The sequence below is a fragment of the Specibacter sp. AOP5-B1-6 genome (genome assembly GCF_052376555.1).
In the GTDB taxonomy this organism is placed as follows: domain Bacteria; phylum Actinomycetota; class Actinomycetes; order Actinomycetales; family Micrococcaceae; genus Specibacter.
The window spans coordinates 62,086-77,843 of sequence record NZ_JBQSVT010000002.1 but is presented as its reverse complement, the minus strand read 5'-3'; the positions used below and the strand labels follow the sequence as shown (position 1 = coordinate 77,843).

The 15,758-nt window shown below is 62.5% G+C and carries 14 protein-coding genes and 1 tRNA gene; 4 read left to right on the top strand and 11 right to left on the bottom strand.

The window, feature by feature from the left end:
* The 6 genes from ACT3TS_RS01435 to ACT3TS_RS01410 form a co-directional block, all read right to left on the bottom strand.
* Positions 1-564: a GNAT family N-acetyltransferase gene (locus tag ACT3TS_RS01435; RefSeq protein WP_444529714.1), complete on the bottom strand. Its 564-nt coding sequence runs from the start codon at positions 562-564 to the stop codon at positions 1-3.
* Positions 565-678: 114 nt separating this feature from the next.
* Positions 679-1,386 (bottom strand): 50S ribosomal protein L1, encoded by a 708-nt coding sequence (gene rplA, locus ACT3TS_RS01430; protein WP_444529713.1) that lies wholly within the window; start codon positions 1,384-1,386, stop codon positions 679-681.
* A 168-nt stretch (positions 1,387-1,554) separates the two neighbouring features.
* A complete protein-coding gene (gene rplK, locus ACT3TS_RS01425) occupies positions 1,555-1,986 on the bottom strand; it encodes a 50S ribosomal protein L11 (protein WP_444529712.1) in 432 nt (143 codons plus the stop codon).
* Positions 1,987-2,116: 130 nt separating this feature from the next.
* Positions 2,117-2,923, bottom strand: a complete 807-nt coding sequence (gene nusG / locus ACT3TS_RS01420) for a transcription termination/antitermination protein NusG (protein ID WP_444529711.1) — start codon at positions 2,921-2,923, stop codon at positions 2,117-2,119.
* 87 nt (positions 2,924-3,010) lie between these two features.
* Positions 3,011-3,301, bottom strand: a complete 291-nt coding sequence (gene secE, locus ACT3TS_RS01415) for a preprotein translocase subunit SecE (protein WP_444529818.1) — start codon at positions 3,299-3,301, stop codon at positions 3,011-3,013.
* A 120-nt stretch (positions 3,302-3,421) separates the two neighbouring features.
* Positions 3,422-3,494 (bottom strand) — tRNA-Trp (locus ACT3TS_RS01410).
* A gap of 279 nt (positions 3,495-3,773) precedes the next feature.
* Between ACT3TS_RS01410 and ACT3TS_RS01405 the strand changes: the two genes are divergently transcribed.
* A complete protein-coding gene (locus ACT3TS_RS01405) occupies positions 3,774-5,009 on the top strand; it encodes a pyridoxal phosphate-dependent aminotransferase (RefSeq protein WP_444529710.1) in 1,236 nt (411 codons plus the stop codon).
* Positions 5,010-5,173: 164 nt separating this feature from the next.
* Here ACT3TS_RS01405 and ACT3TS_RS01400 read toward each other — a convergent pair whose 3' ends face one another.
* Together ACT3TS_RS01400 and ACT3TS_RS01395 are read right to left on the bottom strand one after the other, a co-directional pair.
* Positions 5,174-5,830, bottom strand: a complete 657-nt coding sequence (locus ACT3TS_RS01400; protein WP_444529709.1) for a LuxR C-terminal-related transcriptional regulator — start codon at positions 5,828-5,830, stop codon at positions 5,174-5,176.
* Positions 5,827-7,146, bottom strand: coding sequence for an ATP-binding protein (locus ACT3TS_RS01395; RefSeq protein WP_444529708.1), 1,320 nt, complete (start codon positions 7,144-7,146; stop codon positions 5,827-5,829). The genes ACT3TS_RS01400 and ACT3TS_RS01395 overlap by 4 nt, the downstream gene beginning before the upstream one ends.
* 115 nt (positions 7,147-7,261) lie before the next feature.
* Here ACT3TS_RS01395 and ACT3TS_RS01390 point away from each other — a divergent pair, with 115 nt between their 5' ends.
* The 3 genes from ACT3TS_RS01390 to ACT3TS_RS01380 all read left to right on the top strand — a co-directional run bounded on the left by ACT3TS_RS01390 (position 7,262) and on the right by ACT3TS_RS01380 (position 10,237).
* Positions 7,262-8,731, top strand: coding sequence for a PspC domain-containing protein (locus tag ACT3TS_RS01390; protein ID WP_444529707.1), 1,470 nt, complete (start codon positions 7,262-7,264; stop codon positions 8,729-8,731).
* Positions 8,732-8,811: 80 nt separating this feature from the next.
* Positions 8,812-9,084, top strand: a complete 273-nt coding sequence (locus tag ACT3TS_RS01385; RefSeq protein ID WP_444529706.1) for a hypothetical protein — start codon at positions 8,812-8,814, stop codon at positions 9,082-9,084.
* Positions 9,085-9,211: 127 nt separating this feature from the next.
* Positions 9,212-10,237, top strand: a complete 1,026-nt coding sequence (locus ACT3TS_RS01380) for a 6-phosphofructokinase (protein WP_444529705.1) — start codon at positions 9,212-9,214, stop codon at positions 10,235-10,237.
* 215 nt (positions 10,238-10,452) lie between these two features.
* Here the strand turns inward: ACT3TS_RS01380 and ACT3TS_RS01375 are convergent, their stop codons facing one another.
* From ACT3TS_RS01375 to ACT3TS_RS01365, 3 genes are all read right to left on the bottom strand, one after another.
* Positions 10,453-11,355: a class C sortase gene (locus ACT3TS_RS01375; RefSeq protein WP_444529704.1), complete on the bottom strand. Its 903-nt coding sequence runs from the start codon at positions 11,353-11,355 to the stop codon at positions 10,453-10,455.
* A 78-nt stretch (positions 11,356-11,433) separates the two neighbouring features.
* Positions 11,434-12,891 carry a SpaH/EbpB family LPXTG-anchored major pilin gene (locus tag ACT3TS_RS01370; RefSeq protein WP_444529703.1) on the bottom strand — a complete coding sequence of 486 codons (1,458 nt, stop codon included), beginning with the start codon at positions 12,889-12,891 and terminating at the stop codon, positions 11,434-11,436.
* An 80-nt stretch (positions 12,892-12,971) separates the two neighbouring features.
* Complete coding sequence (locus tag ACT3TS_RS01365) at positions 12,972-15,722, bottom strand: LPXTG cell wall anchor domain-containing protein (RefSeq protein WP_444529702.1); 2,751 nt, start codon at positions 15,720-15,722, stop codon at positions 12,972-12,974.
* Positions 15,723-15,758 lie beyond the last annotated feature (36 nt).

Sequence of the window (15,758 nt, the reverse complement as noted above, 5' to 3'; positions counted from 1 at the left end):
TCAATACCCCGTAGTTGACTTTCCTCGAGGCCGCATCATGACGTAGTCATGCTCGACCCTGCTCCCCAATTGAAAACTTTTGGTTCCTGCAATGGTGAACCCGTGCTTTTCGTAAAAAGTCCGGGCCCGCCCATTCTCACTGTTGACGCCCAACCAGACCGCCCGGTTGCCGTTCCCGGCAACCCAGTCAAGGCTTGTGCGCAGGATCTGCGCGGCGACGCCTCCGCCATGCGTGTCGGGGTGGGCGTAACACTTGCTTAGTTCCACCGCATCCGGCTCTGCCACGGAGGCAACGTCCACGTCCGACGGCGGGGAGTCCACCAGCATCGTATAGGCCAGCAGGGGGCCGGCACCTTTTGTTGCGCCCTCTTGGGCGACAAACACCACCCGTCGCGGATCCGCCAGATACCCTGCAAAGGCTTGGCTGCCGAGCTTGTCCTTGACAAAGGCAGCGACATCGTCGGCGTCGCTGCCGACCGGGCACGCCAGCGGGAACGTGACGGCAGCCAGTTCGGCCAGGGCGGCGGCGTCGGATGGCTCCGCCGTGCGAATGGTCACTTCCATGCGTGTGTTCCTCCTGCCACCGGGCCCTGACGGGGCCTTACCCCACAGTTTACAAAAAAGGGAGGGCCGTTGTAGCAAATGTGCTACAACGGCCCTCCCGTCAATCAATCGAGACTAGCCCTCGATAACAACCTTGGTTGCCGCGGAATCAACCGCGATGCCGGGGCCGAACGTCGTGGAGACGGTGGCCTTCTGCAGGTAGCGGCCCTTGGAAGCGGACGGCTTCAAGCGAAGCACCTCTTCCAGAACAGCTGCGTAGTTCTCAGCCAGCTTCACGGCGTCGAAGGAAACCTTGCCGATGATGAAGTGCAGGTTGGAGTGCTTGTCGACGCGGAAGTCAACCTTTCCACCCTTGATGTCATTAACAGCCTTGGCCACGTCGTTGGTGACGGTGCCTGTCTTCGGGTTGGGCATGAGGTTGCGGGGACCCAATACCTTACCCAAACGGCCAACCTTGCCCATGAGGTCAGGGGTGGCAACGGCGGAATCGAAGTCGGTCCAGCCGCCCTGGATCTTTTCGATCAGGTCGTCGGTGCCAACGAAGTCGGCGCCGGCGGCGATTGCTGCCTCGGCACGGTCACCGGTTGCGAAAACCAGGACGCGGGCGGTCTTACCGGTACCGTGAGGCAGGTTGACCGTTCCGCGGATCATCTGGTCGGCCTTGCGGGGGTCTACACCCAAACGGAAGGCAACCTCAACGGTGGCGTCGAACTTGGACGGGTTGGTGTCCTTGGCGAGCTTGATGGCGTCGAAGGGTGCGTATACGTTCTCCGCATCGATCTTGGCCTGAGCTGCCTCATATGCTTTACTGCGCTTTGCCATGCTGCGTTTCTCCTTGTGCAGTTGTGGTCGTTAGGACCGCGCGGGCCCTGCCACTACGTCCGCCGCTGCCCGCCTTGGGCGGGTTGACCGGCGTCGTTCTTAATAAAATAGGTGGTGCTTCGGTGACTGGAACCTGCACGCTGCGGGTTCTGGCACCAGGTGAGGGAATTAAGCCTCGACGGTGATTCCCATGGAACGGGCGGTGCCGGCGATGATCTTCTCTGCGCCTTCGATGCTGGTGGCGTTGAGGTCAACCAGCTTCTGGGTGGCGATCTCGTTGACCTGTGCCTTGGTCAGCTGGGCAACCTTGACGGTGTGCGGGGTAGCTGAACCCTTGGCGACGCCTGCAGCCTTTTTGATGAGCTCTGCAGCCGGCGGGGTCTTGGTGATGAACGTGAATGAACGGTCTTCGTAAACCGTGATTTCAACGGGAACGACGTTGCCGCGCTGGGATTCCGTTGCAGCGTTGTACGCCTTGCAGAATTCCATGATGTTGACGCCGTGCTGACCAAGCGCGGGTCCGATGGGCGGTGCCGGGTTGGCGGCGCCTGCCTGGATCTGCAGCTTGATAAGGCCGGTGACCTTCTTCTTGGGAGCCAATGTAGGGTCCTTCTCTCAATATCTTTCCTGGGACGACGGAGCGCGTCCCAGGTGGGTGGCCGAATGGCGTCCGGCCGAACGCAACACGCAGAACTAAGCAAGTTCGCGTGCAACGAAATTTTTAGGACAACTAGATCTTGGTGACCTGGTTGAAAGCAAGCGTGACGGGTGTTTCACGCTCAAAGATGGAAACCAGCACAACGAGCTGCGCGGCTTCGGGCTTGATCTCGGAGATCGACGCCGACAGGCCTTCAAACGGGCCGTCCTTGACGATGACAGCTTCGCCAACTTCAAAGTCGATGACGGCGTCAACGGGATCGTGACGCAGCGGAACGCCGGTTTCTTCAGCCTGCTGCTCCTCAAAGATGGGGGCAAGCATCGAGAAGACTTCATCCAGGCGCAACGGGACGGGGTTGTGGGCGTTGCCAACAAATCCTGTGACACCGGGGGTGTGGCGGACAACGCCCCACGAAGCGTCGGTCAGTTCCATGCGCACCAGGACGTAGCCGGGAATGCGGACGCGGCTGACAACCTTGCGCTGGGCATTCTTGATCTCCACGACTTCTTCCATGGGGACCTGAATTTCGAAGATGTAATCTTCCATGTTCAGCGACAGGCTGCGGGACTCAAGGTTTACCTTGACCCGGTTTTCGTAGCCGGCGTAGGAATGGATGACGTACCAGTCACCCTCCTGGCGGCGCAGCTTGGCCTTGAATTCCTCTGCCGGGTCAACTTCGGGCTCGGCGGGTTCGACGGCGGCGTCAGCGTCAGCCGCTGAATCGCCCTCTTCGCCGGCCACGGCGTTGGTGACCTCAGGGGCTTCGTCAGTTGCGACGTCGTCCGCGGGTGCAGCAAGGTCGGCACTGATGGCAGCATCAGCAACCACAGTGTCCTGGTCCTGCTCACTGTTTGTTGCCTCGGGCTCCAGCTCAGACACGAATTTCCTGCTTTCCTTGTGCGTTCTTAAATGGCTCAAACCGACCCCATGCCAAAGATTTCAGCGGGGTCGGCCACGTTGAGCGTCTTACTGTTCGACGTTTATGTTTCCGCCAAAGATCCAAAGCACGGCCTTGCCGAATCCCAGATCCAGGACGGTAACGATACCCATCACGATTACCACGAATACCAACACGACGAGGGTCATGTTGATCAACTCTTTGCGAGTGGGGGTGACAACCTTCTTCAGCTCGCCGATGACCTGGCGCAGGAAGATGGCTATCCGGCTGAAAAATCCGGGCTTGCCGGGTTTTGCCGTCTTTTTGGCAGGGCCCTTGGAGCTGCTTGCCGCAGTTTCGGTCACCAGTGCCTCACTCATCATTTGTTGGGATGCCAGCACCTCCGGCATTCCGGACCGTGCATTGTGCAAAATATTCGCCCGGACGCCTCGGGCTGCCTGCACGTTGAATTTGTGCAGTAAACCCCTTGCGTCCATGCGCAGGGCAGACAGGACTCGAACCTGCAACCTGCGGTTTTGGAGACCGCTGCGCTACCAATTGCGCCACTACCCTTTGGAATCCGTTCACAGAACACACTGTCTTCTGCGGCCAAAAATCCATTCGATGCTAAGAACCATGAATAACCTACAGTCTGAAAGCCGTCTTTCCAAACGGACTTGGAGACCGACATCAAGGCGTGGATCATCATCGTGCTTGAACACCGGTTACCCATTCTACGCATCCTTGGGGCGGTTCGTCGAACTGGACACAGTATGCGCCCCAAACCGTATGCGCCTAAAGTGGATAGTGCAGAAGTTTGCATTTTGAGCCTCCCCCGAAGAAAGAATCCTGATGCCTGCCGAACCGACAGCCAACCAAGCCTCCGGGCGCCGCGTTTCCGCCCGGATCGCCGCCATCGCCGAATCTGCCACCCTCGCCGTTGACGCCAAAGCCAAGGCCTTGAAGGCTGCAGGACGCCCCGTCATTGGCTTTGGCGCCGGAGAACCCGATTTCCCCACGCCCGATTACATTGTTGAGGCGGCCATTGCCGCGGCCCGCCAGCCCAAGTTCCACAGGTACTCCCCCGCGGCAGGACTGCCGGAGCTGCGCAGCGCCATCGCCGCGAAGACACAGCGCGATTCCGGCTACACGGTTGATCCTGCCCAAGTGCTGGTGACCAACGGCGGCAAGCAGGCCGTGTACGAATCCTTTGCAACCCTTCTTGACCCGGGCGATGAAGTCATCGTGCCCAGCCCCTTCTGGACGACCTATCCGGAGGCCATCCGCCTGGCCGGCGGCGTCCCCGTTGAGGTGTTTGCCGGACCGGAGCAGGGCTACCTGGTCAGCATCGAGCAACTTGAAGCCGCGCTGACACCCCGCACCAAGGTGCTGCTCTTCGTGTCCCCGTCCAACCCGACAGGCGCCGTCTACTCCCCCGAGCAGACCCGTGAGATTGGTGTGTGGGCCGCAGCCAAGGGGTTGTGGGTCATCACGGATGAAATCTATGAGCACCTGACCTACGACGGCGTTCCGTTCACCTCGATTGCCACGGCCGCCCCTGAGCTGGGCGATCGCGTCGTCATTCTCAACGGCGTCGCCAAGACTTATGCAATGACCGGCTGGCGGGTGGGCTGGATGATCGCACCCTTGGATGTCACGAAGGCCGCCACCAACATGCAGTCCCACGCAACATCCAACGTGGCCAATGTGTCCCAGATGGCAGCCCTCGCCGCCGTGTCCGGACCGCTGACCGCCGTGGACGAGATGAAGCTTGCCTTTGACCGCCGCCGCAAGGCCATGGTTGCCGCGCTGAACGCCATTGACGGCGTGGAGTGCCCCAACCCGCACGGAGCTTTTTACGCCTACGCGGATGTCCGCGGCCTGCTTGGCCGCGAAATTGGCGGCATCCGCCCGGCGACGTCCGCCGAGTTGGCTGCCTTGATCCTGGACAAGGTTGAGGTTGCCGTGGTTCCCGGCGAGGCTTTTGGTCCCAGCGGCTTCATGCGCCTGTCCTACGCCCTGGGCGACGAGGACCTGGCAACGGGCGTCGGCCGCCTGCAGGAGTTCCTGGGCTCCGCCAAGGCATAGTCCCTGTTCCATGCGTCCACGGGAGGTCCCTCGCCGAAGCTGCAGCGGGAGGTCCCGGAGCGGGGATGGATTTTTGAGGTCGCCCCGCGACCGAGGAAATCTTACTGCCCGCGAGGGACCTCCCGCGGAAGCGCCGCGAGAGACCTCCAGCGGGAGCCCGGGGGTTACAGCAGGCGCCGGTCGGCCGCCCAGCGGGTCAGTTCATGGCGTGAGGACAGCTGCAGCTTGCGCAGCACGGCAGAGACGTGGGTTTCCACTGTCTTGATGGAGATGAACAGCGCCTTCGCCACCTCCTTGTAGGAGTATCCGCGCGCGATCAGGCGCATGACCTCAAGTTCGCGGGCCGAGAGCTTGTCGAGCTCATCCTCAACCGCAACCTCCGCCGTGCCAAAGGCATCCAGCACAAAGCCTGCAAGTCGAGGCGAGAACACGGCGTCGCCGCCGGCCACCCGCCGCACGGCGTCCGAAATTTCAGCACCTGAAATGGACTTTGTGACGTAGCCGCGGGCGCCGGCCCGAATCACCGAGACCACGTCCTCCGCGGAATCGGAAACGCTCAATGCCAGGAACTTCGTTGTCGCCAGCTGGGCTGTGCAGCCGGCGATGACTTCCCGCCCGCCTTGTCCGCGGCCGCCGGGCAGGTGGACGTCAAGCAGGACCACGTCGGGTTGCTGCGTGTTGACCGCGGCAATGGCGTCCTCCACCGTCGCGGCCTCCGCCAACACCACGATGTCGGCGGCCAAGTCGGCCTTGAGCCCGGACCGAAAAATTGCATGGTCATCCACAATCACAACCCTGATGGGTGTTGCCGGCAATGTCATTTGGCCTCCTCGGTGGCAGGTGTTTCGCTGGGCAGGTGCAGCCGCACCTCGGTGCCCTCCGCTGAACTAATGATCTCAGCAGTGCCGCCATTGCGCTGCATGCGTCCCACGACGGACTCCCGGACTCCCAGCCTGTCCGCCGGCACTGCACCGACATCAAAACCCTGTCCACGGTCCTTGACGAACACATCAACGCCCTTGGCGCCGGCTTCAACGTACACGGAAACGGTGGTTCCGCCGTGGCGCACGCCGTTCAGCACGGCCTCCCGCACCGCCTGGACCAGTGCGTGTCCGCGCTCTGTCAGTTCGGCGTCGCCCACTGCAACAACTTCCACAACCTGCCCGTACAGGTCCTCAGCCTCCGCGCACACAGCCTTGACGCGCTCCACCAGGGCCCCGGAATTGTGCGCGTTGTCTTGATAAATCCATTCACGCAGTTCACGTTCCTGGGCCCGGGCCAACCGGGTCACATCCACGGCGGAGCCGGCGTTCTTTTGGATCAAGGCCAGGGTTTGCAGCACGGAGTCGTGCAGGTGCGCGGCGATCTCCGCCCTCTCGGTTTCCCGGATGCGCCCGGCGCGTTCGCTTTGAAACTCCCGCCAAAATTTCAGCGCCCAGGGGGCAAGGACGAGGCCGACACCGGCCAGGACAGCCAGGGAGGCAACCACCGATGACCACAGCAGCTGCCAGGAACCGGAACCGGCCACAATGACAATGACGCCGGCAATGACTAAGGCGACCCCGCCGCCCAAACGGAGCATGGCCATGGGGGTGTCCATTTTTGCCGCGGTGAGCAGCCCCACCCGGCGGGTGTTGTCCAGCTGCATCCAGGCAAGGACGGCACCCAGGGCAATGACGAGCAGCGGGATCAGGGTTCCCAGCTGCAGGTTCCAGCCCATCTGCTGGCCAAACACGATGATGGCGGCTATGACAAGACCGCCGCCGATGAGCACGTCCTTGAAGGCGAGCGATGGTTTCCGGCGCCCGCCAGTGCTGTTTGTGTTGCTGTTGTCGTCGCTGGTGACACCGGACTCGGGCAGTGCTCCGCCGTCGGGCACTGCCGCTGTGGGGCGGAAGAGTTTGAGCCGCGGGTTCCCGTCGGCGTCGAGCAGCTTGCTTCCGGCATCGGTCTGCTCGCCGGCCATGGGCACCAGCAGCCACAACCAGGCGTAAAACACCAGACCAGCACCAAAAAAGAAGCTGGTGCCGATCATGATGGCGCGCACATGCCCCACCTTGATGCCGAGGTGTTCGGCCAGTCCACCGCAAACCCCGGCGACAACGCGCTCTTGGGAACGGTACATCTTTGCGCTCATGGTTCAATCCAAGCACGCCCACAGCCCACCCGCAGCGATTCCCGGGGTTGCTTCAGGGTTCTTTCAGGGTCACCACCGATGGTCAGCAGCCCTTGTGGACCGCCACCATTGAAGTATGAACAATCCTCAGGACACCCCAGAGCAAGACAACCCAGAACAACCGGCAGCTCCCACACCCGGCCCGGAAGCAGCCGCCCCCGGCCAGAACCCCGGGCCGATCCCGGGACAGGGCGGTCCGGCCAATGACGCTGCCGGATACCCGGCAGGAACCCACGCCGGGCAAGCCAATTCCGCAAAATTCTTCCAGTGGCTCCGCGGTCTGGGCGTCCAGCGTGGAAGCAGCCGCTGGGTTGGCGGGGTGTGCAGCGGGCTGGCCAACAAATGGGGCATTGACCCTGTCATTGTGCGGGGGCTTGCCGTTGTCCTCACCTTGTTCTTCGGCGCCGGGCTGCTGGCCTACGGTGTTGCCTGGGCGCTGCTCCCCGAGCCCGACGGGCGCATCCACGTTGAGGAAGTTGCCCGCGGAAACTGGTCAACCGGGATGACAGGTGCCGGAGTGGTGACGCTTCTGGGTCTGGTCGGCCCCGGGCAGGGGTTCATCTTCGGGAGGAACGACGGCTGGTTCCCGTGGCCGCTGTTCTGGATTGCCGTCGTCGCCGGTTTCCTTTACTGGGGCGTCAACTACAACAAGTCCAAGGAACTGCACGGCAAATCGCAGCACAGCAAAACGCAGGAGGGCCACGCCCCGGCCGGCATTCCGGAGCAGGGCGCGACCCCGCCCGAAGGAAGCTGGCCCGGGAGCAACTGGCAGGGCCACGACTACAGCCAGACCGCGTGGCAGGCGCCGGTCCAGGCGGGCAATGCTGGCCCGGGTGCCACCAGCTTCGCCACCCGGCCGCAGTTTGTCCCCAATCCGCAGATGTACATCAAGCACCGGCCGGTTAAAACGACCCCACGGTTGGGCGCGGCGGCCAGCCTGCTCGTGCTGGGCCTGGCCGCCGTGATCGGCGCGCTGGTTCTGCTGTTGGACGCCACCGGCGTCATTGACCTCAACGGCTACCAGGCCGGGATCGCCGCAGCCGCCGCAGCCATCACGGCCGGCGTTGGCATCGTTGCCGCGGGGATCATGGGCCGCAGTGCCGGCGGGCTGGGAACGTTCTCCATCATCGCGCTCGTGTTCGCCTCCCTGCTGAGCCTGCCGGCCCAGACCGGCCCGTTCACCGCGTTCAACAACACCACCTGGACGCCCACCACCATCAGCGCGGCGGAGGCGGGACGAACCATCGTGCTGGGCAACGCCACCTTCGACCTGACCAAGCTCGACGGCGTCTCCTCCCTCGACAGCGAGCTGGCACTCCCGCTCAAGGCCGTCGCCGCCAGCGTCACCGTCAAAGTTCCTGCCACCGTGCCCGTCACCATCCACAGTGAGCTGGCCGCCGTCTCCTTTTCCGTCAATGGCAAGAACGACGGCGACTCACTCGCCCAGGACCTGACAACCGAACTCAACCCCAACGCCACCGGCCCGGGCATTGTCATCGCCCTGGAGGGCGCGGCCAGCAATATTGAGATCGTGACGGTGAAGTGATGGCCACGGACCGCGATCCCTTCCTTTTTGGGCCCCCACCCGAAGCCGGCACAACACCCATCAACCCCACGGAGCACACAATGGAACTGCCCACAGACCAGCCCACGGAATCCCTGAACGTCCCCGCCGACGCCGCCAGCGCGCAGCAAACCAAGCCAGCCAAGCACCCGGCGAGGGTCGGCACCATAGTCTGGGGCGCCGTCGTCGTTGTCCTGGCCGTCCTGAACATTATTGCCAGCCGCACCGGCCTGGACCTGGACGCCAGGCTCACAGCCATGTGGCTCCTGCTGGGGGCCGGCGTGGCCATGGTTGCCGGCGGCGCCATCAAGCTCCTGCGGAAGACGCAGCGGTAGCCGGGACGCGTCCACGGTTCGAACGCGAGGTTGCCGAGATCACATCTACGTCTAGAATGATCTACAGAGGAGCTCAATGGTGCGCTCAAACCACATTGACTCCATCCCTCGAAGGACCTTAACACTTATGAAGATTGGAATTCTCACCAGCGGCGGAGACTGCCCTGGCCTGAATGCGGTAATCCGCGGCATCGTACTCAAGGGCATCAAGGCTTATGGCCACGAATTTGTTGGCTTCCGGGACGGCTGGCGCGGCGTGGTTGAGGGCGATGTCATGGACCTCCCCCGCCAAATGGTGCGCGGCATCTCCAAACAGGGCGGCACCATTTTGGGCACCTCCCGCACCAACCCCTTTGAAGGCAATGGCGGTCCCGAGGTAATCAAGGCCCACATGGACCGTCTGGGCGTTGACGCACTCATTGCCATAGGGGGCGAAGGCACTCTCGCCGCGGCTCGCAGGCTCACGGATGCCGGCCTGAAAATTGTGGGTGTGCCGAAGACTGTTGACAACGACCTCGACGCCACCGACTACACCTTTGGTTTTGACACGGCGGTGCAGATCGCCACCGAAGCCATCGACCGCCTGCGCACGACCGGTGAATCACACCACCGTTGCATGATTGCCGAGGTCATGGGACGGCACGTTGGCTGGATCGCCCTGCATGCGGGCATGGCCACCGGAGCCCACGCGGTCCTGATCCCGGAACAAAAAACCAGCATGGACCAGATCGTTGAATGGGTGCAGGAAGCCCACGACCGCGGCCGTGCCCCGCTGGTCGTGGTGGCCGAAGGCTTCGTCCCGGATCATCAGGACTCGGCCCACTCCGAGCGCGGCCTGGACACGTTTGGCCGTCCCCGCCTGGGCGGCATCAGCGAGCAACTCGCGCCGGAGATCGAGGCCCGCACCGGCATCGAAACCCGCGCCACCATTCTGGGGCACATCCAGCGCGGCGGCGTCCCCTCGAGTTTCGACCGGGTGCTCGCCACCCGTTTGGGCATGGCTGCAGTCGACTCGGTCGTGGAAGAGCGATGGGGCACGATGGTCTCGCTCAAGGGGACCGAAATTGAGCACGTCCCCTTTGAGGCTGCCCTTGGCAATCTGAAGATTGTGCCGCAGCACCGCTACGACGAGGCCGCCATCCTGTTCGGCTGACCTTCCTGGGTATTCCTGCCCGGATACGACTGGAGACACAACAATGCCCCGCAGCACCTCGGTGCTGCGGGGCATTGTTGTGTCTCCACGCACCCGCTGGCGGGGCGGCGTTGCTGAGCGGGCCCTTCTCCGGGGGAAGATCGGGCACCGCTCAGCAACTTCATCCGGACGCCGCCTGGGGGTGCGGCGTCCTATCCTTGAACCTTGGGGAGGTCCTAGGACTCTTCGCGCTGGCGGCCGCGCCGGGCGGCAACCAGCAAAACTGTGGTGGACCCGGCCGCAGCCAGTCCAATTCCAAGCGCCCACCAGGGAAATCCAACGTCCACCGGCACTGCCCCTGCTGCTGTCTGTCCGGACGGGGTGGGAACACGCTCCGCCGTGACTATCAGTCGATGGGTGTTGATGCCTGTTGGTGTGCACGTAATCAGTGAGATCAGGTCCTCACCCTGAACCGGCCGCAGCGACTCGGTTTCGCTTGGCTCGACGACCTCAATGTTGTTCACGCGATAGGTCAGCACTTCCCCGTAGACCTCCATCTCAACGGTGTCCCCCAGTTTAACGTCGTCAAGATGGGTGAACAGGGTGGACTCGGGAATTCCAGTGTGGCCGGTGAGTACTGCGTGGCTGCCCAATCCGCCCACGGGGAGGGCGGTTCCGAACAGGTGTCCCACGCCTCGCCGCAGCACCACATCGCTGGTGCCGTGGAAGATTGGCAGGTCGGCGTCGATGGAGGGTATCCGCAAGCGCGCCATCACTCCGTCCGGGCTCAGCGAGAGTTGTTTGCGGTAGTCCGCGCCGGCTTGTTCACCGGTTTGTTCACCGGCCGGTGCGTTGCTGAATGGGTCCAGCAAGGACCCACCAGTCAGTGTCGTGTTGTACTCGCGTGCGGCAGCAAGCGCCGCGGCTCTGCCTTCCGGGCCAAGAATCTCGACGCTGTTGCCGTAACTGTTGACATCCTTCGACTGCTGCAGCGCAGAAAACCAGCTCGCTGCGCTCGGGTAGAGAAGCACGCTGACTCCGACAAAGGCAAGCACTGCGATAAATACCACCGAACCGGAGACCCTGGCCCGCAGGCCGGGCGTCGGGGCGGCATGTTCCAGTGTGTCTTGTCGTCCCATGCGCGGACGGACTCCTCAATCAAGGGTCCTGGCGGCGGGCGCGGTGTGCGTCTGCCGCCAGGACACTGCGGGTGTGGACTATGCCTGTGAAACGCGGCGGGTGCTGCGCTTGCGGATGGCTACCCCACCGGCGATGGACAGCAGCCCGAGGCCGACGATCATGAAGGCAACCGTGCCGGGCCCACCCGTGAGCGGGAGGGTGAACGGCGGGGTCTGGGGGTTCAAAACTTCGATGTCAACGGTGGTTGAAACCTTGCCGTCCTTGACCGTGAACTTCATCGGGGTTGCCTTGCTGACGCTGGCGGAAATGTTGTAGCCGGTCGGGGCCTTGGTTTCCACGAGCCAGTAGTCAATGGACGTTGCTGTGCCGTTCACGGTTGCGCGCAGGCCAGCGATTGCCACCTTGCCTTCGTTGCCCGAGGTAAAGGTGGTTTCGCCGGAGACGGAGACCGGGTTGTTGCCTGCCTTGGCGTCAGCTTCATTCGTGTAGATCTCGAACTCGGCTCCCTGCAGCGACTTGCTGGTGTCGTTGGCTGCAACCTTGTGGATGACCAAGTTGCCCCAGGTGGTCTGCGCCGGGTCGGAGGTGAAGTTCTTGTCGTTGATGAAAACTGTTGCCTCGTTGGTGATGATGCCGGATTCCGCACCGAGGGAGACCACAGTGGTCACGAGTGCAACGTTGACTGTGTCACCGGGCGTGAGCTTGGCCAGGCCAGCGTCCGTAAACGTGTAGGAAACGGTGCCCGGAACGGTGCTGGTGTCGATCGTGTAGTCGGCCGCCGCGGTCACTACAGTTCCCGCTGACAAGGTCACTGTCTCGCTCTTGTACTTCAACCGGGAGTCAAGCTTGTCGGTGATGGCGAAACTCTTCAGCCCATTGCCCTCTGATGCGTTGGGCACCTTGGCGCCAATGTTCCACGTGACATCGGATCCGAGGCCAGTGGCCGCCGAATCGTCAACCGTCTTTGTCACCGAGGCCAGTGAGTTCTTCGGGTACACATGGACGTCGTAGATCCAGGTGCTGTCGCTCTCGTTGGGCAGCGGCAGCGTCACCAGGAACGGCTGGGCGGCGAAGGCGATGTTGTTTTCACCCGGGCCCGTCTCCGTCACCAAGTACACGGCCTGGTCGAGACCGTCGAAGGTCAAGACGCCGGCCGCATTGGTCTTGCCTGCTCTTGGGGTACCGAGATTGCCTGCATCCACGCTGGCGGGAGTCAGGCCAACCGTGGCTGCCCACCCTGCGTTGGTGGCCAGGTCAATGTTGGTCACCTTCTGAATGGTGAACTCAACGCCCTCGAGTGCTGTCAGCTCGCTCGTATCCGCGGCCGGGAGCTCATTGCCATCGGGGGCATCGCCCTTCACGGTCGGCTGCACAAACTTGTGGATCGTCAGTGACTTTGCTGCATCCGGGTTGATGTTCCCGGCATCCGCGGCGCTGGCCGGCAGCATGCTGCCGAAGAGTGCTGCGGTGGCCAGGGCTGCAATGCCGAGGCCGGCGGTGAACCGCCGCGCGAGGGGGTTTCTTGCTTTTGACATGTGATTCTTTCCTATCGGGTGTGGGTGACGATCGAAGATGAAGAGGAGTTGGGTGTGACGTGGACCGCGCTGGCCCGGGTTCAGGTTCGCTTGGACTTGATTCGTCTGGCAATGAGCCAGGCGCCGGTCAGGGCCGCCAGCAAAATGAGGCCTCCGCCGACAAACATGTACGCCGATTGTCCGGTTCCTCCGGTCAGCGGAAGGGCGAATGCCGGGGCGCTGGCATTGACGAAGCGGTAAACCTCGTGGTGGCCTGTCGCCACGGACACGGATGCTGATCCGGCATCGGCCCATGCATCCGGATCGGCAAGGCTGCCGTCGGAGTTGAGGGTGCCGGTGTAGCGCTGCAGGCTCAGCTGCAGATATGCGGCTTTGTCGGCGCTCGACTCGCTGAGTGCGTAGTTCAAGCCAGCGGTCACGGACTTCGTGTTTGTTTCGGCAACGGTGTTGGCTCCGGCAACGTCCCAAGGCTCGCCGTCCGTTGGCTTGGCCGTCAGGGTGAAGTCGCCGGGGACCAAGCCGCCGCCGTTGCTGTCGTCGATGAACTTGAGGAGCGTCAGCACCGTTGTGCAATCCACCGTGTTGGTGACGGTATAGCTGTTGGCGCCGGGCGCCAGCACCGCAGCAAACGGGACCTTGCCCGACGTCGTACTACCATTAGCGAGGGTCACCTGGGATTCTATGACCTTGCAGGCCATGGACGCATCGATGGACGTGGTTTCACCGATAGTCACGGTGTTGCCTGCAAAGTAGCCGCTGCGCAAGGTCGCCCACTCCGGCGTGGGGGCGCCTCCACCATCCGGTCCGGTCAGGGTCAGTGCGGCAAAAATGCCGGCAGGCTGCTGGCCGTTGTCGTAACGCTTGCCGTCCACGATCCACTTCTTCTCGACCACGACTGTGGCCGCCGTGTTGGTGTTGATGAAGGCGCAGTTGACATCGCTGGCACCGAGAACAAACGAACCCGTCAGCACTCCCGTAGCCACGCTTGTGCCTGCAGCGTTGGTGCACCTGAGCGTAGTGGTGTACACGCCCTTGTTGTTCGTGGCCAGAACCTCGGCGACATTCACCGTGGTGCCCTGGGCGAAGGTGGCAGTGATGACATTGCCGTTCGTGGGCGCTGTGGACGTTCCTGTTTCGCCGTTGGCGTTGAAGCCTGCCGTGTCGCCTGCAACCGCCTTGATCCAAGTCTTGGCGACAGTCACTTTTGCGGTCTTGGGAGTATTGGTGAATACACAGGTGACATTGACGCCGTCGCCGGACTGGTCAGGGAAGGCGAACGTGCCGGATGCGCCTTCACCGACGACGTTCCACAGCGCTCCGTCCGTGCAGACCCAAGTGGAGGTGTATTGAGCCAGGTTGGTCCCGGACGCGCCGGTTTCCTGGATTTTAATGGTGGTGCCGCTGATGGGGACGCTGGAAGCAAAAGTGCCCGGGCCAGTTTGCATACCCGTGGTGGTACCCGTGGTTGTTCCGGGTGCACCGATCGGCTTGTTATCGACTGTGGCCGTCATGGTGAACTGATCCGATCCTGCGACACGGTTAACGATGTTCTTTTGAACCTTCAGAGAGTTGTTGTACTGGCACGAGGCCATGTCCACGGGGCTGGACAAGCCGCTAGTTATTGCCCCTCCGCCAACCAGGTTGCCAGTGCTTGGATCCACTTTGTAAAGATGGCCGGCCGATGTGTCGAGGTAGAGGTAACCGCCCGCAAAGGCAATTCCGTTGAACTGCCGCTGCTGGTTATTGATGTTTAGCGGCGTGATCTCTGTGGCTGTCAGCGCCGCGATGCCGGCTCGCGAGGGAATCGGCTCGTTTACACGCATCAAGACGTTTGAATCGTCTGCCGTTGTGTTCGAGCTGGCCACGAAGTACATGGTGCCGTCAGAGCTGAACACAAGGTCACCGTTGGCTCGATCGGTCTTCACCCAGTTCCGGCCACCTAGCCAATTCTGAACCCAGGACCCAGAATCCTTAGACACCGGTATGGTTCCCACCTTGCCGATACTGGACTCTGTCGCGGGGTTGAAGGCATAAAGTTCAAGGGTCGTGGCGTTAACTCGTCCGTAGTAATAGATTCCAGTGACCGGATTGATGCCGCCCATTACGAAGGTGCCACCGCTGGAAATGTTCTGCACGCCTTTAAAGGAGCGGGTGTCGCCATCTGCCGAATAGCGGTACACCGTCATGTCATTGCCGGAGTCGGGTTGGGCAGGCACTGCAAACGCATAGTTGGCGTCTTTCGTCAGGGCCAATCCGTTGAGTGTATTTGGGCTGTTGATGGTGCCGATGTCGGTCTGTCCACCAGTGCCGGTGTTGACCCGGCGGATTTTTTTGTCGTCGCCAATTGTGTAGACAACGTCCGCATCACAAGTCATTCGCACCTTCGGCGCGGCCAGTGCCTGGATTTTTAGTGGCGCCTTGGCAGTCTCCGGATTCTTCACGTCCTTTGTGGGAGCAGGCTCTGATTCTGTTGGCGTCGCATCAGCAGGCAAAGCACCCTCAGCAGGCTCTGCATCTTCAACGCCAGCAGCGCTTTCGGTCGATGTCGCGCTCTCAGTTGGCGCAGCGCTTTCGGCGGGTGCAGTGTCCTCGGCGGGCATTGCGCCGGCAGTGGGCGATGCGTCGTCAACCGACTCGGCCGGGGCGTCGACAGCCTTCGCCGAAGCGACTCCTGTGTTGGCAGGGTCCGTGGCTGCCGCGGTGGCTTCAGGAGTGGACGCCTGTGCCGAAAGCGGCGCTGACACCACCCCACCGGCGCCAAGGCCGGCCACCAAGGCCAGGCCGAGCACACCGGTCGCGACGCGCAGCGTGATTGGTCGGGAAACCGACATCGCAGGCCCGGAATAATGCCGGCCTTCAGGCCGGCG